This is a genomic window from Deinococcus rubellus (assembly GCF_025244745.1).
Classification (GTDB): domain Bacteria; phylum Deinococcota; class Deinococci; order Deinococcales; family Deinococcaceae; genus Deinococcus; species Deinococcus rubellus.
In genome coordinates this window covers 963,335-986,141 of the sequence record NZ_CP104213.1, presented here as the reverse complement: position 1 = coordinate 986,141, position 22,807 = coordinate 963,335, and the positions used below count along the sequence as shown (strand labels likewise).

The window sequence follows — 22,807 nt, the reverse complement described above, 5'->3', positions numbered from 1 at the left end:
AGCACAGTCGCCCGGTCTCACTCAAACGAGTAGACCCAACCGTACACGAGATCCAACCCCCCTGTACCTGGAGGAGACCCCTGATGCCCAACCTAGGAATGCCCGAAATTCTCCTGATTCTGGTGGCCGCCCTGCTGATCTTCGGCCCCAAGAAGCTTCCCGACCTGGGCCGCAGCCTCGGCAACGGCATTCGCGAGTTCCGCAAGGGCACCCAGGGCCTCAAGGACGAGCTGGAAGGGAGCTTCAAGGAGGAGAGTGCCCCGGTGGTCGCCGCCGCCAACGCCCAGACCATCCTGGCTCCTGCCGCACCCGCCGCCGTCGTGAACGCGGTTGCGCCAGTGACTGATCCTGTTGCGGCCGCTCCCGTCAACCTGCACAAGGAAGGCGAGGCGCACCAGGCCTGATCACTTCAACTCAACAAGGGGCCGCGCCGATCTGGCTGGCCCCTTTTTTGATGTCCAGGGTTTACTTCACTGTGAAGGGCAGGCTATAGAGCGTCGGGTTGGGGCTGGTCTGCTCGCTGGAGTAGCGTAGCTCGTACTGGCCTGGCTGATCAGGCAGGCTCAGGCTGCCGGGGTTGCCGCTCTGGGTGTAGAAGTACTGGGTGTAGGTGCCCACCGGATCGCCTTTCTTGACGATGGTCACGTAGTCGCCAGGGTTGTTCGGCCCGGTCCACTTGATCTGCACACTGCCGCCGTGCGGGCCGCTGGCGGGGGCTTCGAGCTTGTAGCTGCTGGCGGTCAGGGTGATGGGCCGGGTAAACAGGGTCGGGTTGGGCGAGGTGCCCTCGGTGGAGTAGCGCAGTTCGTACTCGCCGGGCGCGGGCGGCGTCTGGAGGCTGCCGGGGTTGCCGCCCTTGGTATAGAAGTACTGGGTGTAGGTGCCCACCGGATCGCCTTTCTTGACGATGGTCACGTAGTTGCCGGGGTTGTTCGGCCCGGTCCACTTGATGCTGAGCTTGCTGCCTGCCGGAGCGGTGGCGGGCGCATCGAGATTGTAGGCGCTGGCCGTCAGGGTGATCGGCACGCTGGCGAGCGTGGGGTTGGGGCTGACCCCCTCGGTGGAGTAGCGCACCTCATACTCGCCCGCCGCCGAGGGCGTCAGGAGCGCGTGGGGGTTGCCGTCACGGGTGTAGAAATACTGGGTGTAGACACCGACGGGCGTTCCCTTAGGCACGATGGTCACGTAGTTGCCCGCATTGTTGGGGCCGGTCCACTTCACCTGAATCTGGCTGCCCGCCGGGGCCGTCTGCGGCACTTCGAGGGCGTAGCTGGCCGCCGTCACCTGAAGGGCGCGGCTGGCAAAGGTACGCGGAGAATTGTCGCTGGAGTATCTGAGTTCGTAGTCGCCCGGCGTGAGCGGCACATCCAGCTTGCCAGGGTTGGCCTCTTTGGTGTAGAAGTACGAGGTGTAAGTGCCCTCGGCAGCCCCTTTGGGCACAACGGTCACGTAGTCGCGGTCATTGTTGGGACCGGTCCACTTCACCTGAATCTGGCTGCCGCCGACCGCGCTGGCCGGGCCGTCCAGGCTGGTTGCCGTCCGCTGGGGCGTGAACGGTGCGCTGCGGCCCACCACCCGCGTGCTGCCGTCGGGGTTGGCGAGCAGGTAGCGGGCCTCGTACTCGATTTGCTCATCCGGCACCGTGAGTTGCAGGCTGCCCGACGCGCCCGTCACATACTGGTAATCGAGGTAGGCGCTGTCGGGGTCGGTCTTCTGGGCAATGGTGACCCAGTTGCGCGCGCCCGCCGGGGCCGCCGAGAAATTGATGGTCACCTTGCCGCCCGCCACTGGGGGGATGGGCGACACGTCGAGTTTGACGGCCCCCACCTTGCCGACTTCGAAGGTAAAGGCGTTGGGTGAACCGACGGCCACGCTCAGGCCGCCGAACTGCTGCGTGCCCGATTCGGCGCTTTCCACCTGCGCCGAGTAGAGGCCCGGCATCAGCGACCCGCCGTAGCTGCCGCCGCTGGCCGTGAGCGCCGTGGCCGGGCCGCCCAATACTGCCTGGAAGCTGACTTTGGCCCCCAGCGTGAGCGGAGCGCCGCCGGAGGTCAGCTTAACCGTCACCGGCAGCAGCGCCGACACCGGCTTGACGACCTGCTGGGTGGCGCGGCCCAGTGCCGAGGCGAGTTGCGCGCCCGACTGCACGTTCTCGAAGGTGCCGATACCCGCAAAACTCTTCCTGGCCGTGTCGCTGAGGTCGATGCCGATGATCCGCAGATCAACCTCGATGCCGCGCTGCTTGAAGGCGTCCAGCACGCTGCCGAGTTTGCCGCCACAGGATTCCTGGCCGTCGGTGACCAGCACGATCAGTTTCTTGCTGGCGTCGTTGGGAAAGTCGAGCGCCGCCTGCTGAAGCGAGTAGGCAATCGGGGTGGCTCCCCTGGGCCGGGTCTGGGCGACCTGGGCTTGCAGGGCCGCCCGGTTGACGCCCTGCATCGGCAGCACCAGGACCGAGTCGGTGCAGGCCGCCGCACCGGAGGCCACCTGCGCGCCGTAGATTCTCAGGCCCACATTCAGACCGGGGTCGTCCGGCAACCCGGCAATGAAGCTCTGCAACACGTCCTTGGCGACGTTGATACGGCTCTGGCCGTCCGGCAGGCGGCTGAACATGCTGCCTGAGGCGTCCAGGATGAGCTGAACCGAGGTGGCGACCTGCGCCTGCGCCAGGCCGAGGCCCAGCGTCAGCGTCGTGAGGGCCAGCGAAACGAGGAAGCGTGAGCGCATGAGGAGACCTCCAGAACACTGCAGAGTGGGGGCGGAGTTCAGCGGCCAGGCACAGCTCAGAGAACAGCTCAAATGTAAGTTTAATGACCACCTTAACACTTCTAAGGTTTGGTCGGCAGCCCCGATGTAGGCGATACTGACCGGATGCTCTCTCGGCCCGCTTCCACACAACCTCCCGGCCCTTCCCGGCCCTTACCGCTCTCGACCCAGGCCGCGCCGCTGTCGGGCAGCTTGCTGCGCTGGCTGGAGCAGACCGGACAGCGGCTGAACGACGCAGGCAACGCGGACCTTCAGACCCTGGTATTCGTGCTGCGGCTGCACCCCCACCGCCGGGGCCGCGCGGTGCTGGCCGTGCAGGTGCGCCGGGCGGTGCGCGAGGGAGCAGACTTCCGGCTGGGCAGCATCTTCAAATTGCCTTACGCCCTCAGATACGACCTTTCCGGCAGCGCCCGCGACCTGCCGATTTATGCCCGTCGCGATCACGCCGCCCTGCGCCTGCTGGCCAGCAGCGCCGTCAGCGGCCTGATTGGCAGCGAGGAAGCGCTGTTTCTGGACGACACACCGCTGGGTAGCGTGATTCTGGACACGCTGCTGGCCAGCGGACGGCTCCTATGGGAAGAGACCCTGGGGGTCTTCTCGCCCGGCCCGGCCCTCACCAACACACTCGGCTGGCAGTTTGACAGCGAGGGCGTGCAGCGGCCCGTGCAGCAGCTTCCGCCGGGCGCGCAGGTACTGCCGGTGGAGCCGCCCTGGTACCGCCGCGAGCAGCAACTGGGCCGCATCGTGACCTCGCTGCCCGCCGAGTTGGAGAGCGCCTTCCTGGGCAGCCCGCCGGTGGTGGCGCAGGAGGCCGACGCGCTGGGCCGCGCCATCCGCGAGCAGTTCGGCGCTCAGTTGCCCGCGCCGCGCCCGGTGGAGGTCCGCTCGGCAGCGCAGCCCTATCAGGCCCTGCTGCGGCTGGGGTACCGACCGCTGTCCGCCCAGCGCAAGCACGCCTACGGCCCGATGCCCAGCAAGCAGCCGCAGGGCGTGGCCGAACTGCTGCACCTCTACGGCAATTCTCCCTGGCAGATGGCCCGGCCCCGCTTCGAGCTGGGTGAGGATGGCAGCGGTGTTCTGACGGTCTCTGCCCGCGACCTGGGGGCCGAGCGCCGCGCCACCCAGGCCCTGACCCGCGCCGGGCTGAAGAAGCTGGGCAAACTGCTGCCGCCCAACCAGAAACTGCTGTTCAGTGCCGACGCCAGCGTGCTGGGCTTTGCCAGCGAGTCCGAGTGGCTCACCTTCATGCGTGAGCAACTGCCGTTCCTAGAAGAGAAAGGCATCCGGGTGGAGATCGGCCCCGAGTTTCCCTATCACCTGGCCGAGATCGAGGACTGGTACGGCGAAACCGAGCAGGACGGCGGCTGGTTCACGCTCGATCTGGGCGTCATCGTGGGCGGCGAGCGCCTGAGCCTGTTGCCTATTCTGGTGAATCTCATTGCCACCCGCAGCGACCTGCTCAGCAGCGAGGCCCTCGCCGCACTACCCGACGACGAACTGCTGTTCGCGGCCCTGCCGGACGGCCGCAGGTTGCCGCTGCCCGCCGGACGGGTCAAGACCATTCTGGGCGTGCTGGTCGAGCTGAATCTGCGCGAGTTGCCGGAAGGCCCCCTACGGCTGCCGCTCCTCGACGCGGCCCGGCTCTCACAGCTCGAAGAAGCACTCAGGGGACGCTGGGTCGGGGCGGAGCAGCTTCTGGCACTCGGACGGCGGCTGCGCGACTTCTCCGGCATCGCGCCCGTGAGCGCCCCGGCTGGCCTGCGGGCCGAGCTGCGGCCCTACCAGCTCCAGGGCCTGGCCTGGCTACAATTTCTGCGCGAGTACGATCTGGGCGGCATTCTGGCCGACGATATGGGGCTGGGCAAGACGGTTCAGGCGCTGGCCCACCTCCTGACCGAGAAGAATGCAGGCCGCGCCGACCGCCCCAGCCTGGTCGTCGCGCCGACCTCAGTGCTGGACAACTGGCGTAGCGAGGCCGCCCGCTTCGCACCGGAGCTGAGGGTGCTGACCCTGCACGGCCCGCAGCGCAGGGCCGACTTCGAGCGTATTCCCGACTTCGATCTGGTGCTGAGCACCTATCCCCTGCTGCCGCGTGACGTGGACGCGCTGGGAGCACACGAATACCATCTGATCATCCTGGACGAAGCGCAGAACATCAAGAACGCCCGCACGGCAGCCACCAAAGCGGCGGGCAGCCTGAGGGCGCGTCACCGTCTGTGCCTCACCGGCACGCCGCTGGAAAACCACCTGGGCGAGCTGTGGTCGCAGTTCAACTTCCTGATGCCGGGCCTGCTCTATTCCGAGAAAGTCTTCGGGCAGCTCTACCGCACGCCTGTCGAGAAGCAGGGCGATCTGCACCGCAGAGCCGCGCTGGCCGCCCGCGTGAGGCCCTTCCTCCTGAGGCGCGAGAAGAGCGAGGTGGCCCGCGAACTCCCGCCCAAGACCGAGATTCCGGTGCGCCTCTCGCTCGAGAACGACCAGCGTGATCTCTACGAGACGGTGCGGATGACCATGCAGGACAAAGTGCGAGAGGAACTCGCCGCGCGTGGCCTGGCGCGCAGCACCATCGCGGTGCTGGACGCACTGCTCAAACTCAGGCAGGCCGTCACCGATCCGAGGCTGGTCAAGCTCGACGCGGCCCGAAAGGTCAGGAGCAACGCCAAGCTCGACTGGCTGCGGGTCAATCTGCCGCAGATGGTCGAGGAGGGCCGCCGGGTGCTGATCTTCAGCGCCTTTGCCAGCCTGCTGGGCTTACTGGAAGACACCCTGAGCGAGCTTGCTCTCCCCTACGCCAAGCTGACCGGGCAGACCAAGAACCGCGCCGCGCAGATCGAGTCGTTTCAGGGCGGCGAGAAAGCGGTGTTTCTGATCAGTCTCAAGGCGGGCGGCGTGGGCCTGAACCTGACAGCCGCCGACACAGTCATCCACTACGACCCCTGGTGGAACCCCGCCGCCGAGAACCAGGCCACAGACCGGGCCTACCGCATCGGGCAGGACAAACCCGTCTTCGTCTACAAGCTGATCGCGGCAGGCAGCGTCGAGGAGCGCATTCTGGAGATGCAGTCTCGCAAGGCCGCGCTCTCGCAGGGCATCCTCGGCACGGGTCTGAGCGACGCGAGTCAACTCAGCACCAGGGACCTGGACAACCTGTTCGCCCCGCTGCAAGACGCGGACGCGGCTGAGGAAGGTCAGCCGGACTGAGGAGTCGCCCAGCCGGGGTCCAGGTGACAGTGAAGCCAGGCCTACCCTGGCCGGGGGCCGACGCCCCGTAGACTCCTCGGCATGACCCAGATTGCTCCCCCCACTTCCCCACCCACCCGCCAGCAGACGCCCGAGCAAGTGCGCGCCTTTTTTGACGCCCACCGCACCGTGCGCCAGTATCAGCCATACGCCATGCCCGCAGAGCACCTCGACACCATTCTGTACGCCGCCCAGCGTGCGCCCACCGACGCCACCGCCCAGCTCTACTCGTTCGTGCGGCTGACCGGCGAGACCAAAGCGAAAGTCGCCGAGCTGACCACCAACGCCCACATCGCCTCGGCTGCCGAGAGCTTCGTCATCTGTCTGGACACCCGGCGGGTGCGCAAGCTGATTGAGGTGGCCGGGTACACACCGGGGGAATCGCCCGCCATCGATGTTCACTTCGGCATTGGCGACGCGGTACTGGCGGGCCAGAACATGCTGACGGCTGCTGAGATGCTGGGCTACCAGGGCTGCTGGATCGGCGGCGTGATGAACGGACTGGCCGAGATCGTCGGGTTGCTGAAGCTGCCGGAAATGGTCTTACCGTTCGCCGCCCTGACGATTGGCCGCAGCGCCGAAGAGACCCCGCACCGCCCCCGACTGCCCCGCGCACTGGTCATTCATGAGAACACCTACCAGGACGGCACGCCGGGCGAACTCGCAGCCGCCACCGCGCAGATGAATCCCATCGCCGCAAGGCCCGGCAAGGACGGCGACTGGGCGCGGCTCCTGAACGCTTACTTCGGCGTGGGCGGCAGCATGGAGAAGCGCGAGGTGGCGCTGCGAGAAGTCCTGAAAGCGCAGAACTTGTGGGCCGGGGAGTAGCGGCCAAACAGATCGGACACAAGGGACGTTCCCTTGAGCGAAATGGCACCAGAACAATGTGGGCCGGTGTTAGGGTTGGCTGATATCGGTGGCCTCTGCACGCCGCCGGAGGAGGCCCACATGCAATCTGAATTCATCCAGCATCTGTTCGACCTCAGCGGCAAGGTGGCTGTCGTGACCGGCGGGGGCAACGGCATTGGCCGGGCCTGTTGCCTGACGCTGGCCCAGGCCGGAGCGGCGGTGGCCATCGCCGACCTCAAGCTGGCCGACGCGCAGGCAGTGGCCGCCGAGATCACCGCGCAGGGGGGCCGGGCCATCGCGGTGGCCTGCAACGTGACCGTCGACGCAGACCTGGTAGCGCTCGTGGAGCGCACGGTGGCTGAGCTGGGCGGCCTGCACATCCTGGTCAACAACGCCGGGGGCGGCGGGGCGGGACGCGAAAATCCTTTCAAGATCAGCGTGGACGACTTCGCAAAGGTCTTCGCGCTCAATGTGTTCAGCGCCTGGCGACTGGCGCAACTGTGCGTGCCCCACATGAAGGAGGCAGGCTACGGCTCGGTCGTCAACATCACCTCGATGGCGAGCATCAACCGCAGCGCCAACATCAGCGCCTACGCCTCCTCCAAGGCGGCCATCAACCATATGACGGCCAACCTGGCGATGGATTTTGGCCCCGAGGTCCGCATCAACGCCGTCGGCCCCGGCGCGACCCGCACCCAAGCCCTGTCCACGGTCCTGACACCCGAGATCGAGGCGCGGATGCTGGCCCACACGCCGATCAAGCGCCTGGGCGAACCGGACGATATTGCCGGGGCAGTGCTGTATTTCGCCGCGCCCATTTCAAGCTGGGTCAGTGGGCAAACGCTGTTCGTCAACGGCGGCGGTGTTCAGACGCTGGACTGAGGCGCTAGCTTAGGGGGGTGACCCATTCCGACTACGACCTGACCACCCTGGCCGCCCGCTCCGGCGAGGAAGCCCGCCCCAACGCCTCCGTTCCGCTGGCCGAGCCGATCTACCAGTCGACGGTCTACGCCTACCCCGACCTGGACGCGCTGGAAGAGAGCATGAGCGGGCGGCAGCCCAGCAGCTTCTATTACCGCAACGGCACGCCCAATGCGGGCACACTGGAGCGGGCGCTGGCGGTGCTGGAGAACACCGAGGCGGCGCTGGTGGCGGCCAGCGGCATGGCGGCCATCTCAGCGGCGCTGCTGGGCGTGCTCAAGGCAGGCGACCACATCATCACCGACGCCCGCGTGTATGGGGTCAGCTACGCGCTACTGGCCGAGGAATTTCCGCGCCTGGGCATCGAGACCAGTTTCGTGGACGCCTGTAACCTGGACGAGGTCGAGGCCGCCATCAAGGCCAACACCAAGGTCATTCACGTGGAAAGCCTGACCAACCCGCTGCTCACCGTGCCGGACGTGCCCGCGCTGGCCGAACTTGCCCACCGCCACGGCGCGGTGCTAAGCGTGGACAACACCTTCGCCAGCCCCGCTGTGTTCCGGCCCGCCGATCACGGGGCCGATCTGGTGACCCACTCGGTCAGCAAGTACCTCAGCGGCCACAGCACGGCCTTCGGCGGCGTCGCCTGCGGGCGGGCCGACCTGATCGCCCTGGCCCGCACCCGGCTGCTGCGGCTGGGCGGTACCATCAGCGCCTTCGACGCCTGGATGACCATGCAGGGCCTGAAAACCCTGGGCCTGCGGATGCGGGCGCACTCCGGCAACGCCCAGGCGGTGGCCGACGTACTGTCCAACCACCCGCGCGTCAGCCGGGTCTACCATCCGGGCCTGAGCAGCCACCCGCAGTTCGTGCGCGCCGCTGAACTCTTCCCGCACGGCTTCGGCGGCATGCTCAGCGCCGACATCGACGACGCGCCAGGCTTCGTCAAGGCGCTGGCCGGGAAAATTCCGCTGGCCCCAAGCCTGGCCGACGTGCAGAGCACACTCTCGTGGCCCTGGGGCACCTCGCACCGGGCGCTGAGCGAGCAGGAACGCCGCCGACTGGGCATCACGCCGGGGCTGCTGCGAATCTCGATCGGCATTGAGGACGTGAACGACATTCTCAGCGACCTCGAGGGCGCACTGGGGTAGGCAACTTCTGGAAACGGCGCGGTCAAGTCGCTACCCGTCACTCTCCCCACACGGCAGCCGCACCGTGAACTCGGCTCCGCCCTGCGGATGATTGCGCGCCTCGATCTGCCCGCCCTGCGCTTCGGTGAGGGCGCGGGCAATCGCCAGTCCCAGGCCGCTGCCGCGCTGCCCGGCGGGGTCGCGGCTGCGGCTGGCGTCGGCCCGGAAGAAGCGCTCGAAGGCCCGTGACAGGTCGTCCGGCTGGAAACCAGGCCCGTGATCGCGGACTTGCAGCACAGCCCACTCGCCTTGCCGCCCGGCGCTGAGGTCCACTTCACCCGGCGCGGCGTAGCGCAGGGCATTGCCGATCAGGTTGTGCAGCACCAGGGTCAGGCGGTCCGGGTCGGCGTAGATCGGCACCGGCTGGGGCGCGTCCAGGTGCAAGGTCACAGCGGCGGCCTGGGCCTGCGGCGCATATGCGGCGGCGACCCCGCCGAGCAGAGCGGCGGCGTCAAGGCGCTGCGGATGAAAGTCCATCGCGCCGCTCTCGGCCAGGCTGAGCGTTCGCAGGTCGGTGACCAGCCGGGCGAGCAGCAGCACTTCGCCGTGCAGCCGCGAGAGTCCAGCGTCGTCGGCGGGATTGACGCCGTCCTGCATGGCCTCAATCTCGGATCTGAGCACCGAGAGTGGAGTCCGTAGGTCGTGGGCGATGTCGGCCATCAGGCTTCTGCGCCAGGCTTCCTGACGGGCCAGACTGGTGGTCAAGGTATTGAAGGTCAGGGTGAGGTCGCGCACCTCATCCCGGCGGCGCGGCACCGGCAACTGCACGTCGCGCTCGCCCGCTTCCAGCCGCAGCGCCGCGTCGGCCAGCCGCGAGAGGGGCCGGGTGATCTGCCGGGTGACGGTGGCCGCCGCAATAAAGGCGACCACGAAGCTGATCAGCGCGGCGGTCAGGGCGCTGCGACGCAATTCGGCTCCTGCCGCGCGGCTGACCTCGCCCCAGCGCTGCGCATTGGCGGTTTCCTGCGGGCTGGGCGGGGTTTGGTCTGCGGAATCACCCCTCTGAAGCCCGAAATGAAAAGGTCGGGACCACGCGGGCAAGCCGCTCAGACCGAGTTCAGGCATGATCGTGTTGATGGTCCGAACCGCCGCGCCCACCGTCAGTATGGAAGTCAGGACCACCGAGAACAGTGCCAGCAGCGCGAACACCCGGGTCAGCCGCCGCCGCAGACCCACGCCGCGTCCCCCCTTTTCCAGACGTCTGTGCTGCCGACCTCCGGGCCGCCTGCGCCGCTCCACTAGGCCCTCAGCCGGTAGCCGACACCGCGCACCGTTTCCAGACTCTCGCCGCAACTCCCGAGCTTGCGCCGCAGGTTCTTGACGTGGGCGTCCACCGTGCGCTCGTCAGTCCCGCGCTCCAGCCCGCCCAGCGCGAAGAGCAGTTCCGGGCGCGACCTGACCGCGCCCGCCGCCTGGGCCAGCGAGGCGAGCAGTCTGAGTTCGGCCACCGTCAGGTCGAGCACCGTCTCGCCGCAGCGGGCCTCGAAGGCGGCGGGGTCCACCGTCAGCGCGCCGACGTGCAGCGCAGCCGACGCGGGCGCAGCACTCTGACTGCGGCGCAGCACCGCCCGCACCCGCGCCACCACCTCGCGCGGGCTGTAAGGCTTGACCACGTAGTCGTCGGCCCCGATACCCAGCCCCACCAGCCGGTCCACTTCCTCGTCACGGGCAGTCAGCATGATGATCGGCAACTCGGACTCGGCCCGCACCCGCCGCGCCACTTCCAGGCCGTCCATGCCCGGCAGCATCAGGTCGAGCAGCATCAGGGCCGGACGCGCCGCCCGCCACAGTTCCAGCGCGCGCGGCCCGGTCATGGCCCGCTCGGTGTGGTAGCCCTCGCGGCGCAGATACTGCTCCAGAATGTCGCCGAGGCGGATTTCATCTTCTACGATCAGGATGGTGGCCGACATGCTCGCCTCTACTATGGCCCACCGCCACATCAAAAAGTGCCCAGCCGCCAGCGGAGCGCACTTGAACTTCAGATGATGTCGGGTGGGGTGTTCTTGTCCATGTTGACGCGGCTTCGGAAAGCCTGTTCGCCGCTGAGCGCCCCGGCGATGGCCTGATACTCATCCGCGTTGATCTCGCCTCTGGCGTAGCGTTCGCGGGCGATCTCGATGGCCCCGTCGCTCATGAAGCGCTGCCTGCCGCGCCTGAAGTTCTCGCGGATGTCGTCCACGAAGTCGGGGGTGCCCGGCTGGGTTTCGGGCATGCCGGGGCCGCCCGCGCCCTGCCAGCGGCGCATCATCTGGCGGCGGCGCTTGTTGCGGCTGCGAAAAAAGAGGAAGCCGCCGATGAGCAGCAGCGGCAGCAAAAAGCCGGGGCCGCCGTGATGGTCCCGGTATTCGCTGTAACCGGGGCCGTAGCCGGAGGGCGTCTGGGTGACCGGGGCGTACTGCACCTGCGGCTGGGTGAACTGGGACTGGCTGGCGGGGTTGTTGATAATGACATCCATGTTCGTTTCTCCTTGTTCGGCGCGGCGCAGCGTGCGCTCTTTCGCCTGAAGACAAGGTAGATCCGGGAACGTGAACGGCGCGGGGAGGGCGTGTGAACAGGGTGTGAACGAATTCATTGCACCGCTCCTGCACCGGAAGCAAAAATCCCCCACCACTCGGGTAGGGGATTTGCCGTACTGAACGTGGTGCACTCGACTGGAATCGAACCAGTGGCCTGCCCCTTAGGAGGACGTGACACGGCTTCTAGGGGCTGCTGGGCGTTTCTAAGCGCCGCCTCTTTCTCGCGTCTGACACGGTGTTCTAGCGTTTGACAGTCGAGAGCAGGAACCTGTAGAAATACCCAGTTTTGGGCCACTACTACGCCATTACTACGCCAAAAGTCACGGCAGCTAAACACTGCTGTAGACGCTAGAAACGGGTAGAATTAAAACAGAAAACCGCCCCGGTAGGAGCGGGCCGAACCTGGCGGGCTGGCCCATCCAATTTAGCACTTGGGCGTTTAGAGGCGTATGAAACAGAGCAATCTGCTACTGACCCTAGACAATCAAGCCGCGCCATTACGGTGGCGTCTCTTGGAAGAGATAGCCCGCCGGTACCCGGCGAAGATGGAAAGTATTCGCCACATTGCCGAAGCACTTGAGCGTGAAATCTATTTGAACTCTAGACCAGAAAAAGAGCGGCCTACGATCATTCGTGCAATGGCTATGCAGCTCTTCAATCATGAAGAACTTTGCGTGGCTCTGAACGCTTGGGGGGCCAGCATCGGCCTCGACTCAGAATCCCAGATTACTGACGACTTCAAACAATGGTTTGCACAAGCAGCCTTGCAGTGCGCTTCACATCCTGAAGCTAAAACCACGCCTTCAAAAGCAGTTAAAGAGACGGCCCAAGAAGAGAGGGTTTTTGTCGAACGAAGTTATGAGGGAAATAAAGAGGACTCTCTCCCTGAGCCGCCGACATACAACCCGCTTATGCAAAGATCTGAAGATTTCCTCAAAACGATTAAAAACTATATGGATCTCACTGCTTTGTGGTACGAGAAGCGCGCCGCACCTATGTATATGCAACGCCGAACCCTCGACAGGCATCTCATCTGGCTAACTTGGGCGTTGGTGGAAGGGCTGAACGGGCGAGAGATAGCCGACCTTGACCACAAGACCAGGGACGTATCTAGTCGACAAGCCGACGGCGGAAGGGTACTCAGCACAGATGCGGCAGGCATTGAGTCTGTCACTGAGCAAAACGTCAACAAAGTTCTATGGACTAGCAAAAATGCACTAGCACGAATCATCGGCTTAAGGCGAAACCCGGCGTAGTACAAACCAAGTTTCACCCAACAAGGTCACCCCGGCAGATGCTCTGAGCATGCCAAACACACAGACGCTGTTAGGGATCAATGGCCTTCGCGAGGAGTATTCATTCGGGCGTGACCTTGCAACCCAGCTCGCAGAGCTGATGCCGCACATTGTGGCGGGCCGTGCCGGAAGGGGGCCGCGCCGCCTGGTGCACCGTGCCGACCTCGAGCGCCTTCTAGCCCATGCTCGCGCCGACCAAGTGGATTTGTGGGCATTGGTCAAGCAGCCCGACGCGCGGACGGTCATTCAAAACTGGCTCACCCCAAAGGCGGCAAACTAAATGCCTCGCTGTGACGGCAGCGAGGCGGCGCAGGGGGGCGCTGCTGGCAGCTCAGCAGAAGGCAGTGTGCTGGGTTTCCCGCATTCCAACGGAATACCCATCACCCTCGCAGACTGCTATCAACTTTCTCAGCGTCTTCGAGAAGAGAACACCAAACTAGCTGAAGAGATTGGGGCGCTGCTTTGGGATTTCACCGGCAGTCATGAAGATGCTGGGCTGATTGCTGAGCTACGCCAGGAAGCACAGGTCAATGAAGCCTGCATCACGGCATGGCTGGCAATTGCCAACGTGTTTGAGGTAGCGCAATGAAGCTGCGCGACCTTCAGGCAGACGTCAATCTACCCGACCTGATCGCCGAGCTTGCCGGTGGTGAGGCCGTGCATCGCCTGAGCCGTGAGCGCGGCGGCGAGATGTGCGACCCGCGCCCCGCCTGCGAGGAACGCCATGAATCCTTCAGCGTGTACCTGAAAGGTGGCGCGTGGAAGTGGAAGCGGCACGGCGGCGACGAAGCAGGCGGCACGGCATACGATCTGCTGCTGCACTTTGGCTACTCCGATGAGCAGGCGCGGGAGAAGCTGGCCCAGCTCGCGGGCATGTCACTCAGTGGCCAGGGTTCGGTGAAGTCGCGGCCTGCCCCTGCGCCCCGTGATCCGCTGGCGGAAGCGCGGCGGGCGGCTGCGCTGCTGGCCCCGATCCAGGCCAGCGACCCGGCGGGCGTCAACCTGGCGGCACTTGGCTTGCTGGGCTGGCTGGACGCGAACAAGATTCGGCGCGACTTTACGGCACCGGACGGGCGGCTGCTCGCGTGGGCTGGTGCCCTGGCCTTCATGGTGCGCGGGCCGGACGGTCAGCCCTGCGGCCTCAAGGTCAGGAACACCGGCACGGCAGAAGAATTGCAGGCAGCAGGGCTGGCCCGCTACGTGTACCGGATCGGGGGGCATGGTGCGCCCGCGTGGTGCTCGCCGGGCTACGGACAAGGTAAAGCGCTGCTGATCGTAGAAGGCGAGCTGAACGGCGCGGCGGCGGCGCGGGCCGCTGAGGTGGTCGGGCTAGGTCTGGACGTGCAGGGGATGGCCGGGGCCGGTGGAACACCCTTCCTCGAAGGCGTGGCCGGACGCCCGGTGTACCTGTATGCCGACCCGGACGACGCGGGCACGGCCTGTCTGGAACGGGTGGCCGCACTGGTAAGGGCGGCGGACGCAGCGGAAGTGCGAATACTCGCCCCGCTGGTGTCCGGGGATTTTTGCGATTTGGCCGGATCGGATGGCCCGGCGGCGCTGGGCGCACGGCTGCTCGATCTGATCGCCGGGGCCGCTGTATGGGAACCGACGGCGGCCAGCAGTGCGGCCCAAGCGGAAGGGGCAGCCGCACGCCCAGACAATGAGGACGGCAAGGAGAAGCGCTCCTCAGCCAGCAGCCGGGTCATGGAATACGTCAAGGCAGACGGGGCGGAACTCTGGCACGACCAAGGCGGGGCCGCTTACCTGACAGCCACCACCAGCGGGCACCGGGAACACTACCGCCTGCCCTCGACGCCCGCGCGCGACTACCTGCAAGCCCTCTACTATGCCCGCGAGCAGCGCGCCCTCAATGCCCAGGCTCAAGGGGAAGCGGTGGCGCTGATGCAAGCCCTGGCGCGGCGTGAAGGCCCAGAACATCGGACGGCGGTGAGGGTCACGCATCTGGACGGCTGCACCTACCTGGATCTGGGCAGGCCCGACTGGAAGGCGGTGGAAGTTGGGCGCGGGTACTGGAAGATCATTGGCCCCCATGACTGCCCGGTGCGCTTCACGCGCCCCGGCGGGCTGCTCCCTCTGCCCACCCCAGAAAACGGCGGGAACCTGGGCGAGCTGCGCGAGTTTCTGAACACCGATGACCGGGGCTTCGTGATGGTGGTCGCGTGGCTGCTGGGCGCGGTGTCGGGCCTGTCGCCCTACCCCGTCCTGGCCCTGAGCGGGGAGCAAGGCACCGGCAAGAGTACGGCGGCTTCCGTCGCCCGTAACCTGCTCGATCCGCACGAGGCTGACCGGCGGCGTACTCCGAAAGAGGAACGTGATCTATTTATTGCGGCGCTGGCCGCCCATGTGCTGAGTTACGACAATATCTCCAGCATTCCCGGCTGCCTGAGTGACGCGCTGTGCGTCCTCTCGACGGGCGGCGCGTTCACGGCCCGCACCCTCTACAGCGACGGGGAAGAGACGATTCTGAAGGCGGTGCGGCCCGTGATCGTGAACGGGATTCCTGATCTGCTGGCCCGGCCCGATTTGGCAGAGCGGGCGCTGACCGTGACCCTCTACCGAATTGCCCCCCACAAGCGCACCCCGGAGAAGGTGTTCTGGGCCAGGTACGAGCGGGCACGGCCCCGGCTGCTGGGCGCGTTGCTCACGGCGCTGGCCGAAGGGCTGCGGCATCTGGACAGCACCCACCTGGAACACGCCCCGCGCCTCGCCGACTTCGCCCGGCTGATCGTGGCTGCCGAAAGTGCCCTGCCCTGGGAGCCGGGTGCATTCCTGGCTGCCTACGGGCAGATGCAGAGTGAGGCGGCGGGCACGGTACTTGACGGAGAGCCGGTGGCCGAAGCCCTGCGCGCCCTGGTGGATGACGGCGCTGAATGGCTGGGTACGGTCAAGGCGCTGCTGCTGACCCTCAATGAGCAGGAAGGCTACCCGGACGACCACCGGCCCCCGCAGAGCTGGCCCCGGACACCCCGCGCGCTGGGCGGCAGTCTGCGGCGACTGGCCCCGGCCCTGAGCAAAACCGGCTACATGGTCACGCCGGAAGGCCGCTCGCGGGATGGCGAACGCTACCGCCTCGCTAAAGAACTGGAATCAACCTTCACCACCTGCACAACGTACACCGACCCGCGCCCAGACGACAAAAACGTGGGTGTACTTGGGGAAAAGCAACGTACACACGGGGCCGCCAATGTACACACGCCAGAACCGGGTGTGAACATTGGACCCGCTGGTGTGTACATTGAAACGAGCGAAGTACACCTAGAAAACGCCGTCCAGCACGGCGTGAGTGTAGGTGGTGTAGGTGATGCACGTTCAGCGCCTTCTCTTGGAGATAGGGCGAACGTGGAGCCGAGTTGGGACGGTGAGGAGCTATGACCCTGCCTGAGTTGCGGCACGCCCTGAGCCAGTACGGTGTCAGCCTGACGCTGACATCTGAGGGGCGGCTGAAGGTCAACGCCCAGCAGCAGCCCCCGGCGGATCTGATGGCCGCACTTCGCCTGCACCGTGACGCCCTGATCTGTGACCTTCAGCCGCCTGCGCTGCCAGGTGCCGAACCTCTGCCCGGCCACTTGGCCGCCTTGGTCGACGTGGCACGGGCGGGCCAGTCGCCCAGAGGCGCAGTCAAGCTGGCAAGCGGCCTCGTCACCGATCTGGCGGGCTACGTGCTGGCCTGGGCTGAGTGCTGGCCCCGTGACCGGGCGCATATCCTCCAGCGGCTGGAAGAGGCGCGCGCGGCAGTAAACCTGTGACCGGCTTGCAGTGGGCCGTATTACAAGCCTACGCCCGCACTCTGCCGCTGGGTATAGAGCGCTTCCGGCTGCGCTCCCTGACCTACGCCCAGCGCCCTGCACGTATGGGAGTTGCGTTGGTACAGGCTGCTGCACTGGGCTACCTCAAGAACGGGCACCTGACGCTCTCTGGGATGCGGGCGGCCTGGGTGTACCTCGATGTTATGGCGCGGGACATGGAACGGGCAGCGCGTGAAAGGAGCCGCACTGGTCAGCGAGAGTGAGGAAGATAGCTTCACCCATGCGCGAACGTGAAAGGAGCCAGGCCGCCCCAGCGGGCAAGCCTGGTTCCTTTTCTCCCTGCCGCTAGCCTTCCAGTGTGCGGTGTTCGTGGATGCGGCTGAGCCGCTCCGCTTGGACGGCGCGGATTTGATCGCGCACGTCCAGGGCCACTTGCACCTGCTGGTGCACGCTCACGGTCTGCTCGATCTTCAGATGCGGGGAGTACTTGGGACGATTCCAGGCCTGAAGCAAGAACGCTCCCGCCTTCGCCGCCGCGTTTGCCATCTTCGGATCTTCGCTGGTGGCGATTTTGTACAGGCTCTCGATCACACGCTGCTCTCTGACGCCCTCGGTGAAGTTCAGCACGGCGGTGTCGAAGGCGGGGTACTCTTTGCGCCATCTCCACACGGTGGTGTCATGCACCCCACTGGCCAGGCACGCGGCGCTGATGCTGCCGTGCTCATGTAGCGCTCTAAGGAAGGCGGCCTTCCGCCTGCTGCGCTGGCGTTGTGCAGGTGTCCATGTGCGCGCGTTGGCCCCCTGCTTTTCTTGCGTAGCTTCGGCGGGACTGTGCCTCTGCTGGTCAGTGTTTAAGGTCATATCTCCATGATGAAGTGAAGAGAGAAGTAGCATGGCACAGGGCGAGCGGGGCCGTATACCGTCAATTTTTTGGCGGTGAGGAGAGAAAGGGTTTCTTGTGGTCAGGGCACGGCGTCGGGGGCAAAGCTGCCGGTACCCCGGTGGGGAGGTCTACCTGGGAGCCGGGGTACGTCCCTTCGCAATGAGGAAGACAGCCCCTCCTGCGGTGGCCAGTGCTGCAAGCCGGGGACAAACCGGAGGGCACTTGCGAGCGCTGTGGCTCTGGTCAGTGGGGTGATGGTGAGGACAAAGCACAGATTTTCAGGGGAGAGCCCACAACTGGGACACGGCCTGTTTCGTGTCGCGCGGTAGATCAGTCACCAAGATGGTAATACGCCTTGACCGCGTTGTAATCGCTGAGGTCCGGGCCGTGCAACGAGAGCGGAGTGACTTTCGTGGCAGGGATGATGACGACTTTGAAGCTATTAAAACCTGGTTCTTCAATCGGTGTCCCAGTCGGATCGGTCCTCTTAACTTCTATCTCTAGACTTGTGATAACAATTTTCATTGCAATGAACGATGCGTAAGGTCCTGGTACTGGAGTCCAAGTGCCATTCAACTCACCGTAGCAAAGCACAACGCTCGACTCGAGCTGTGTTTGCGTGATCCCTGGCACATAATAGAAAGCATCGTATTTGTCGATTCGCGCATTCAGTGAGTTGGGGGCGAACGTGTACATCTGTACATTGGCGTTGCCTGTCGGGCCTGGTGCGCCCTGTGGCCCTGGCGCGCCGTTCGCCCCGGTCGTGCCCGGTGTGCCTTGGGAACCCGTCGGGCCGGTCGCGCCAGCTGGGCCACTGGCCCCGGTCGCTCCGGTCGGTCCCGCTACGCCGGTCGCCCCGTTGGTCCCCTGAGCGCCGTCAGGTCCGGCTGGTCCCTGAGAGCCGGTGCAAGCGGTAAGCAGTAGGGCGACGGTGAGCAGTGAAATCAACATTTTGGGCATATGGTCTCCGTTGACCCAGGCCTCGGCCCGGTTAGTGCGCTGAAAAGGCAAGTGGTGGCCTTGTGTTAGGAGGTGAGGCTGCCGTCCGCGAGGCGTTATCGAGTGGACTATTGGTGCTTCACCAAAAAATTCTAGAGGCCAGGGTGTCAAATAATTGTTAAATACAGGAAGTCAGTTGCCCGCTTGTCGCGGTCCTCAGAGGTTGTAACACTCGGTTAGAACCTCATGCAGCGTGCTGCCGGGCGCTGGGGTAGCAGCGGCACAGATGCGCCCAGACCCGGCGGGCTTCCTGCTCGGTGAGGCTGGCCAGCGAATCCAGCGGGAACGGCTCACACAGGGCAGCGGCGGCCAGGCCGTAGTGCTGGAAGCTGGGCAGCCCAACCCGGCCCATGATGCTGTGCAGCCGGGCGGCGCGGGCCTTGCCGATGATCTGGGGGGCCAGGGTCTCATCCATCACGGTCACGGTGTCGGCATTCCTGAGCAGGCTCACGGCGCGCTCCAGTTCGACGGCTAGGCCGTTGACAGTGGCGCTCAGCGCGCCGCTCAGCTCCACGCGGCTCAGGGTGACGGTGGCGCGGGCGACTTCGACCACCACACCGCACTCGCGGTAAGTGGTGACGGTCTGCTAGGTACGGCTCAGGGCGTGGCGTTTGGTATCGTTCATGGTGCTCCTTTCGGTCTTGCGCTGTAGGGGAGTCAGGAAGGGCGGGGCTTTCTTAGCGGGAAACCCGTCCTTTCTGTTGCTTGCAATTGTATCAGTTTATGATACTATGTGTCAAGAGGTGATACTGTGAAAGGAATGAATGAGCAAGTGAGGCAAGCCGTCAGGGAGCGCATGAAGCAGCAGGCCATTACCCATGAGAAGCTTGCTGAGCTGACCAGTATCCAGCGGCCAAACGTCACCCGGCTTCTGACTGGGCAGAGTGGGGCCATCCCTGAAAACTGGCAGAAGGTCTTGGACGCGCTGGGCCTGGAGCTAGTAGCCCAGCCTAAGCAGGAAGGCTAAGCCGTGACCGGCGATAAGAAGCCCAAGGTTCGCGGCAACGGTCAAGGCACAGTGCGCCAAGTTGGCAAGAAATGGCGCTGGGAAATCACACTGGGCTTCCGCTCAAGCGGCTCGCGCATCTCAAAGTCAAGGTATGCCGAGACGAAAGGCAAGGCAGAAGCGGCAAAGAATGCAGCCCTGACCGACTACTCACGCGGCCTGATCGGTGAGCCTGACAAAGTGACGGTGGCAGACTTCGCGGCCCGCTGGCTGCGCCGTCAGCATGACGTGACCCCGCGCACAGCGAAGAAGTACGGGCAGGAACTGGACTACGCTTTAGAGCACATCGGCTCGATGCGCCTTCAAGACGTGCGCCCGCATCACCTCAAGGACGTGGTAGGCCAGGTCGCCGCCCGCGAGATGCGGAACGATACGCGCATGTCCAGAAGTACGCTGGGCCGTACCCTGACCCGGCTGCGCTCGATGTTCAAAGAAGCAGTGGCCGACCAGATTATTTATGTCAATCCGATGGACGGCGTGAAGCTGCCCAAGATCAGCGTCAATGAAACAGCGTCGATCAAGGCGCTGAACCCGGATCAGGCAGCGCGACTGCACATCATCGGCTCAGCGCTTTATGACGCGGGCCTATGCCGGTTGTGGCCTGCCCTCTTCCTCTCGCTGGGCATGGGACTAAGGCGCGGCGAAGTGATGGGCCTCAAGTGGGCAGACGTTGACCTAGCGCGGGGCACGCTACGGATTCGGCAGACCCGCGTGATGGACGTGCAGGGCATCGTCACCGGCAACCCCAAGACCACCAACTCACGGCGCGAGCTGCACTTACCGGCCAGCGTGACCACCCTACTCAAGCGGCACCGCGCCGCCCAGGACACTGAACGGGCAGCAGCTGGCCCAGCCTGGCAGGACGGCGGTGTGCTGTTCGCTACGGCGCTGGGAGAGTGGACACACCCCGACAACCTGAACCGCGCTTTGAGTGCCGTGCTGGGCTGGACAGAGCCGACGCGGGCCGCACAGGACGGACGGGGCAGCGTGTGGACCCGCGTCCCCCGTGAACTGCGGCCCGCCCTCAAGGTGGCAGCGCTGGCTGGTGAACGGCTGCCCGACATTTCCCCCCATGATCTGCGGCACACCTACGCGACCCTGGCCCTCCGGCATGGTGTCCCGGTGGAAGTGGTGTCGAAGAACCTGGGGCACGGTAGCCCGGCCATTACCTTCACGGTGTACCGGCATGTCCTCGACGATGAGCTACGGGCAACGGTGGTCGACCTGTTCCCCACCCTGCCAACAGTGCCCAGCACGGCAACGGCGGTGTTGAATTGAACGCTACTACGCCATTACTACGCCAAATAGCAAAAACCCCCACCGACTGGGTAGGGGTTTTTGCTGTGCTAGACGTGGTGCACTCGACTGGAATCGAACCAGTGGCCTGCCCCTTAGGAGGGGGCCGCTCTATCCGACTGAGCTACGAGTGCCGAGCGCAGGCTTGGGCCTCTACAAAATCCTGCGCGGCGCAGTATAGAGCATTTTTCCGCCGTCTCCCACCGAATGGCAGCCTTACAGGTGTGCGGTTCTCAATGTGTGGTTCTTGACTTCGGCTGCATACCACGCTATGATCTTCCTATCAGTCAAACGAAAACAGCCGCCTGCGAGGCGGATTTTTTATGCCTATTCGCCGCGTGTCTGTTGAGTATCTGCCCACTCACCAGCCTAGCTGCCTCATGGCGTCGAGTTCTTCAAGCTGGCGCAGGGTACTCAGGGTATCACCGCCTTGGCTGTGCAGGCCGCAGCCGCCGATGGTGCCGCGCGGCAGGCACATCACGTCCAGGCTCCGGCTGATGCCGCCGCTGAGCAGCTTGACATTTTTCAGCACGATCACCTCACCAAGCTGCGGCAGGGCGTCCACCACCCGTCCCGCTTCCTCGCCGCTGAGGAGTTCACCCTCGACCAGCACGCCCTGAACGAGCAACACGACTTTGGACATGCAGGCAGTCTACCCGGCAGGACACCGGCCCCGGCGTGCCAGCGGGACTTATCACCCCCCCTCACCACCATCAGCTGACTGAGCGGCTCGGCGACCCCGGCCATCTGCTCGAGCTCGGCGCGGGCGGCGGGCAATTCGCGGTGGCCGCGCTCTCCAGACTCACACGGTCACGGCGCTGGAGCGGCGCGAGAGGGTTCGGCGCATACCCTTGAGCTGACCGCCCAACACAGCGTGAAGGTAGAGACGCTGACCGGCGATTTCTGCACCATTGATTCCGGTAGCCCCTAAGACGCCGTGTGCTACTGGAACGGCTTCGGCATCGGTTCCGACACTGAGCAGTAGCGATTGCCGGAGCGCATCGGCGGCTGGCTGAAACCGGGCGGCACGGCCTACGTTGACGTGTACACGCTCTGGTACTGGACACAGCACGCGAGCTTCGCCCGTGAGTTGACCCATCTTCCCAGCCTGATTCAGACCTACGATTCCGATGCCGACGACTGCCGCCCGACCGACACCTACATTCCAGCAAGTGAACCCGCCCAGACCCTGATCTGACACCCAAAAGTGCCGCTGGGCGAGGCGCAGCGCTTCGTGGCCGTGCTGCGCCACCGGCTTTGACACCCGTTTGACGCCCTCCTCTTTATCCTCTGGCCATGACCGGAATGAGCTGCCTGATCACGTCGATCCTCACCCTCGGCCTTCTCGTGCCCGCCTCGGCCCAGACCCTGATTCTCAACGGCAAGGTGTCCACCGACAAAACGGTGGTCGTGGGCGGCAAAACTTATGTTCCGCTAAGCGCCCTCCCCGGCCTGGGCATTCAGGTCAGTACTGGCAGCGGCGTCACCAGCCTGAGCAGCGGCAAGGCGGGCGCGGTGACGACCAGCACCCCTCCTACGGCCAACAACGGGGCGGGGGGAGCCAATCAGAAGGCCAGCGTCTCGGGATGCATCAATGAATGGCTCTTTAACGGTATATGGCGGATGCGCGTCACCAAAGTTCAGCCCATCAAGGATGAGGGCGGCTACAACTATGGAAGCGGTTGGGGCATTTCCGTAGAAATGAAAAACGGCACGGCGCAGACGATAAGGCTGGCCGATACCGGCATTGTTTATAATGGAGCCATGAATCTGGCCTTCGCGGACGGCGATAGCTGGGCCAAAGATACGCGCGACGGCTGGCAAGACAAGACCTATGCCAAGTTGCCCCAGGGTTCAGGCTTTCTCTATACCTTCCGCATGTACCCGGATGTCAAGACAGCCGACGCGGATGTGCTGGCCAAGCCGCCGCAGAAATTCTTGTTGGAGGATCTGAAAAAGGTGGACCCGGATCTGAAGAACGTCGGATTTACTGTGCCCGATCCCAGCTTCCGGGTGGACCTTACCTGCAAGAAGTGAGGGCTTAAACAAAACTCCTGAACGCAAAAAGCCGGAGCGCGT

23 protein-coding genes, 1 tRNA gene and 1 pseudogene are annotated in these 22,807 nt (G+C 64.9%); 15 read left to right on the top strand and 10 right to left on the bottom strand.

Annotated elements, in window-relative coordinates:
• The first annotated feature begins 83 nt into the window (after positions 1-83).
• Positions 84-404, top strand: coding sequence for a twin-arginine translocase TatA/TatE family subunit (gene tatA, locus N0D28_RS05210; RefSeq protein ID WP_260561315.1), 321 nt, complete (start codon positions 84-86; stop codon positions 402-404).
• Positions 405-465: 61 nt separating this feature from the next.
• Here the strand turns inward: tatA and N0D28_RS05205 are convergent, their stop codons facing one another.
• Positions 466-2,727, bottom strand: a complete 2,262-nt coding sequence (locus N0D28_RS05205; RefSeq protein ID WP_260561314.1) for a vWA domain-containing protein — start codon at positions 2,725-2,727, stop codon at positions 466-468.
• 144 nt (positions 2,728-2,871) lie between these two features.
• Here N0D28_RS05205 and N0D28_RS05200 point away from each other — a divergent pair, with 144 nt between their 5' ends.
• The 4 genes from N0D28_RS05200 to N0D28_RS05185 all read left to right on the top strand — a co-directional run bounded on the left by N0D28_RS05200 (position 2,872) and on the right by N0D28_RS05185 (position 8,927).
• Positions 2,872-5,967, top strand: coding sequence for a DEAD/DEAH box helicase (locus N0D28_RS05200; RefSeq protein WP_260561313.1), 3,096 nt, complete (start codon positions 2,872-2,874; stop codon positions 5,965-5,967).
• An 81-nt stretch (positions 5,968-6,048) separates the two neighbouring features.
• Complete coding sequence (locus N0D28_RS05195) at positions 6,049-6,834, top strand: nitroreductase family protein (protein ID WP_260561312.1); 786 nt, start codon at positions 6,049-6,051, stop codon at positions 6,832-6,834.
• Between the two features lie 120 nt (positions 6,835-6,954).
• Positions 6,955-7,737 carry a glucose 1-dehydrogenase gene (locus tag N0D28_RS05190; RefSeq protein WP_260561311.1) on the top strand — a complete coding sequence of 261 codons (783 nt, stop codon included), beginning with the start codon at positions 6,955-6,957 and terminating at the stop codon, positions 7,735-7,737.
• Between the two features lie 17 nt (positions 7,738-7,754).
• Positions 7,755-8,927, top strand: a complete 1,173-nt coding sequence (locus N0D28_RS05185) for a trans-sulfuration enzyme family protein (protein ID WP_260561310.1) — start codon at positions 7,755-7,757, stop codon at positions 8,925-8,927.
• Positions 8,928-8,957: 30 nt separating this feature from the next.
• Here the strand turns inward: N0D28_RS05185 and N0D28_RS05180 are convergent, their stop codons facing one another.
• The 3 genes from N0D28_RS05180 to N0D28_RS05170 all read right to left on the bottom strand — a co-directional run bounded on the left by N0D28_RS05180 (position 8,958) and on the right by N0D28_RS05170 (position 11,421).
• Positions 8,958-10,142 carry a sensor histidine kinase gene (locus N0D28_RS05180; RefSeq protein WP_260561309.1) on the bottom strand — a complete coding sequence of 395 codons (1,185 nt, stop codon included), beginning with the start codon at positions 10,140-10,142 and terminating at the stop codon, positions 8,958-8,960.
• Positions 10,143-10,204: 62 nt separating this feature from the next.
• The gene (locus N0D28_RS05175; protein ID WP_260561308.1) at positions 10,205-10,876 is read right to left on the bottom strand and encodes a response regulator; all 672 of its coding nucleotides are present in this window, start codon (positions 10,874-10,876) and stop codon (positions 10,205-10,207) included.
• 68 nt (positions 10,877-10,944) lie between these two features.
• Complete coding sequence (locus N0D28_RS05170; protein ID WP_260561307.1) at positions 10,945-11,421, bottom strand: SHOCT domain-containing protein; 477 nt, start codon at positions 11,419-11,421, stop codon at positions 10,945-10,947.
• 606 nt (positions 11,422-12,027) lie between these two features.
• On the opposite strand from N0D28_RS05170, the gene N0D28_RS05165 reads away from it, so the two are divergent.
• Genes N0D28_RS05165 through N0D28_RS05140 form a run of 6 tightly spaced genes read left to right on the top strand, consistent with a single transcriptional unit; the run spans position 12,028 to position 16,807 of the window.
• Positions 12,028-12,738, top strand: coding sequence for a hypothetical protein (locus N0D28_RS05165; protein ID WP_260561306.1), 711 nt, complete (start codon positions 12,028-12,030; stop codon positions 12,736-12,738).
• Between the two features lie 49 nt (positions 12,739-12,787).
• The gene (locus tag N0D28_RS05160) at positions 12,788-13,057 is read left to right on the top strand and encodes a hypothetical protein (RefSeq protein WP_260561305.1); all 270 of its coding nucleotides are present in this window, start codon (positions 12,788-12,790) and stop codon (positions 13,055-13,057) included.
• Positions 13,058-13,366, top strand: a complete 309-nt coding sequence (locus N0D28_RS05155; protein WP_260561304.1) for a hypothetical protein — start codon at positions 13,058-13,060, stop codon at positions 13,364-13,366.
• On the top strand, positions 13,363-16,170 hold the full coding sequence (locus N0D28_RS05150; protein WP_260561303.1) for an AICE element replication initiation protein: 2,808 nt from the start codon (positions 13,363-13,365) through the stop codon (positions 16,168-16,170). Before N0D28_RS05155 ends, N0D28_RS05150 begins: the two co-directional genes overlap by 4 nt.
• Positions 16,167-16,544, top strand: coding sequence for a hypothetical protein (locus N0D28_RS05145; protein ID WP_260561302.1), 378 nt, complete (start codon positions 16,167-16,169; stop codon positions 16,542-16,544). Before N0D28_RS05150 ends, N0D28_RS05145 begins: the two co-directional genes overlap by 4 nt.
• Entirely contained in the window at positions 16,541-16,807 is a 267-nt protein-coding gene (locus tag N0D28_RS05140; RefSeq protein ID WP_260561301.1) for a hypothetical protein, read from the top strand. Before N0D28_RS05145 ends, N0D28_RS05140 begins: the two co-directional genes overlap by 4 nt.
• 82 nt (positions 16,808-16,889) lie before the next feature.
• On the opposite strand, the gene N0D28_RS05135 is transcribed toward N0D28_RS05140, so the two are convergent.
• From N0D28_RS05135 to N0D28_RS05125, 4 genes and pseudogenes are all read right to left on the bottom strand, one after another.
• Entirely contained in the window at positions 16,890-17,228 is a 339-nt protein-coding gene (locus tag N0D28_RS05135; RefSeq protein WP_260561300.1) for a hypothetical protein, read from the bottom strand.
• 18 nt (positions 17,229-17,246) lie between these two features.
• A pseudogene (locus tag N0D28_RS15650) lies at positions 17,247-17,405 on the bottom strand (hypothetical protein); the annotation flags it as partial.
• Between the two features lie 352 nt (positions 17,406-17,757).
• Positions 17,758-18,387, bottom strand: a complete 630-nt coding sequence (locus N0D28_RS15555; protein WP_312846434.1) for a hypothetical protein — start codon at positions 18,385-18,387, stop codon at positions 17,758-17,760.
• Between the two features lie 223 nt (positions 18,388-18,610).
• On the bottom strand, positions 18,611-18,982 hold the full coding sequence (locus N0D28_RS05125; protein WP_260561299.1) for a hypothetical protein: 372 nt from the start codon (positions 18,980-18,982) through the stop codon (positions 18,611-18,613).
• 240 nt (positions 18,983-19,222) lie between these two features.
• Here N0D28_RS05125 and N0D28_RS05120 point away from each other — a divergent pair, with 240 nt between their 5' ends.
• Both N0D28_RS05120 and N0D28_RS05115 read left to right on the top strand, forming a co-directional pair.
• Positions 19,223-19,393: a helix-turn-helix domain-containing protein gene (locus tag N0D28_RS05120; RefSeq protein WP_260561298.1), complete on the top strand. Its 171-nt coding sequence runs from the start codon at positions 19,223-19,225 to the stop codon at positions 19,391-19,393.
• A gap of 3 nt (positions 19,394-19,396) precedes the next feature.
• Entirely contained in the window at positions 19,397-20,710 is a 1,314-nt protein-coding gene (locus N0D28_RS05115; RefSeq protein ID WP_260561297.1) for a tyrosine-type recombinase/integrase, read from the top strand.
• A 75-nt stretch (positions 20,711-20,785) separates the two neighbouring features.
• On the opposite strand, the gene N0D28_RS05110 is transcribed toward N0D28_RS05115, so the two are convergent.
• Positions 20,786-20,862, bottom strand: a tRNA-Arg gene (locus N0D28_RS05110).
• 227 nt (positions 20,863-21,089) lie between these two features.
• Positions 21,090-21,371, bottom strand: coding sequence for a hypothetical protein (locus N0D28_RS05105; RefSeq protein WP_260561296.1), 282 nt, complete (start codon positions 21,369-21,371; stop codon positions 21,090-21,092).
• A gap of 345 nt (positions 21,372-21,716) precedes the next feature.
• Between N0D28_RS05105 and N0D28_RS05100 the strand changes: the two genes are divergently transcribed.
• Entirely contained in the window at positions 21,717-21,926 is a 210-nt protein-coding gene (locus tag N0D28_RS05100; protein WP_260561295.1) for a hypothetical protein, read from the top strand.
• A 98-nt stretch (positions 21,927-22,024) separates the two neighbouring features.
• On the top strand, positions 22,025-22,765 hold the full coding sequence (locus N0D28_RS05095; protein ID WP_260561294.1) for a hypothetical protein: 741 nt from the start codon (positions 22,025-22,027) through the stop codon (positions 22,763-22,765).
• Positions 22,766-22,807 lie beyond the last annotated feature (42 nt).

Coding starts and splice junctions, on each gene's coding strand:
- tatA (WP_260561315.1), top strand. CDS start 84: ATGCCCAACCTAGGAATGCCCGAAATTCTCCTGATTCTGGTGGCCGCC.
- N0D28_RS05205 (WP_260561314.1), bottom strand. CDS start 2,727: ATGCGCTCACGCTTCCTCGTTTCGCTGGCCCTCACGACGCTGACGCTG.
- N0D28_RS05200 (WP_260561313.1), top strand. CDS start 2,872: ATGCTCTCTCGGCCCGCTTCCACACAACCTCCCGGCCCTTCCCGGCCC.
- N0D28_RS05195 (WP_260561312.1), top strand. CDS start 6,049: ATGACCCAGATTGCTCCCCCCACTTCCCCACCCACCCGCCAGCAGACG.
- N0D28_RS05190 (WP_260561311.1), top strand. CDS start 6,955: ATGCAATCTGAATTCATCCAGCATCTGTTCGACCTCAGCGGCAAGGTG.
- N0D28_RS05175 (WP_260561308.1), bottom strand. CDS start 10,876: ATGTCGGCCACCATCCTGATCGTAGAAGATGAAATCCGCCTCGGCGAC.
- N0D28_RS05170 (WP_260561307.1), bottom strand. CDS start 11,421: ATGGATGTCATTATCAACAACCCCGCCAGCCAGTCCCAGTTCACCCAG.
- N0D28_RS05165 (WP_260561306.1), top strand. CDS start 12,028: ATGGAAAGTATTCGCCACATTGCCGAAGCACTTGAGCGTGAAATCTAT.
- N0D28_RS05160 (WP_260561305.1), top strand. CDS start 12,788: ATGCCAAACACACAGACGCTGTTAGGGATCAATGGCCTTCGCGAGGAG.
- N0D28_RS05155 (WP_260561304.1), top strand. CDS start 13,058: ATGCCTCGCTGTGACGGCAGCGAGGCGGCGCAGGGGGGCGCTGCTGGC.
- N0D28_RS05150 (WP_260561303.1), top strand. CDS start 13,363: ATGAAGCTGCGCGACCTTCAGGCAGACGTCAATCTACCCGACCTGATC.
- N0D28_RS05145 (WP_260561302.1), top strand. CDS start 16,167: ATGACCCTGCCTGAGTTGCGGCACGCCCTGAGCCAGTACGGTGTCAGC.
- N0D28_RS15555 (WP_312846434.1), bottom strand. CDS start 18,387: ATGCCCAAAATGTTGATTTCACTGCTCACCGTCGCCCTACTGCTTACC.
- N0D28_RS05120 (WP_260561298.1), top strand. CDS start 19,223: ATGAAGCAGCAGGCCATTACCCATGAGAAGCTTGCTGAGCTGACCAGT.
- N0D28_RS05105 (WP_260561296.1), bottom strand. CDS start 21,371: ATGTCCAAAGTCGTGTTGCTCGTTCAGGGCGTGCTGGTCGAGGGTGAA.
- N0D28_RS05095 (WP_260561294.1), top strand. CDS start 22,025: ATGACCGGAATGAGCTGCCTGATCACGTCGATCCTCACCCTCGGCCTT.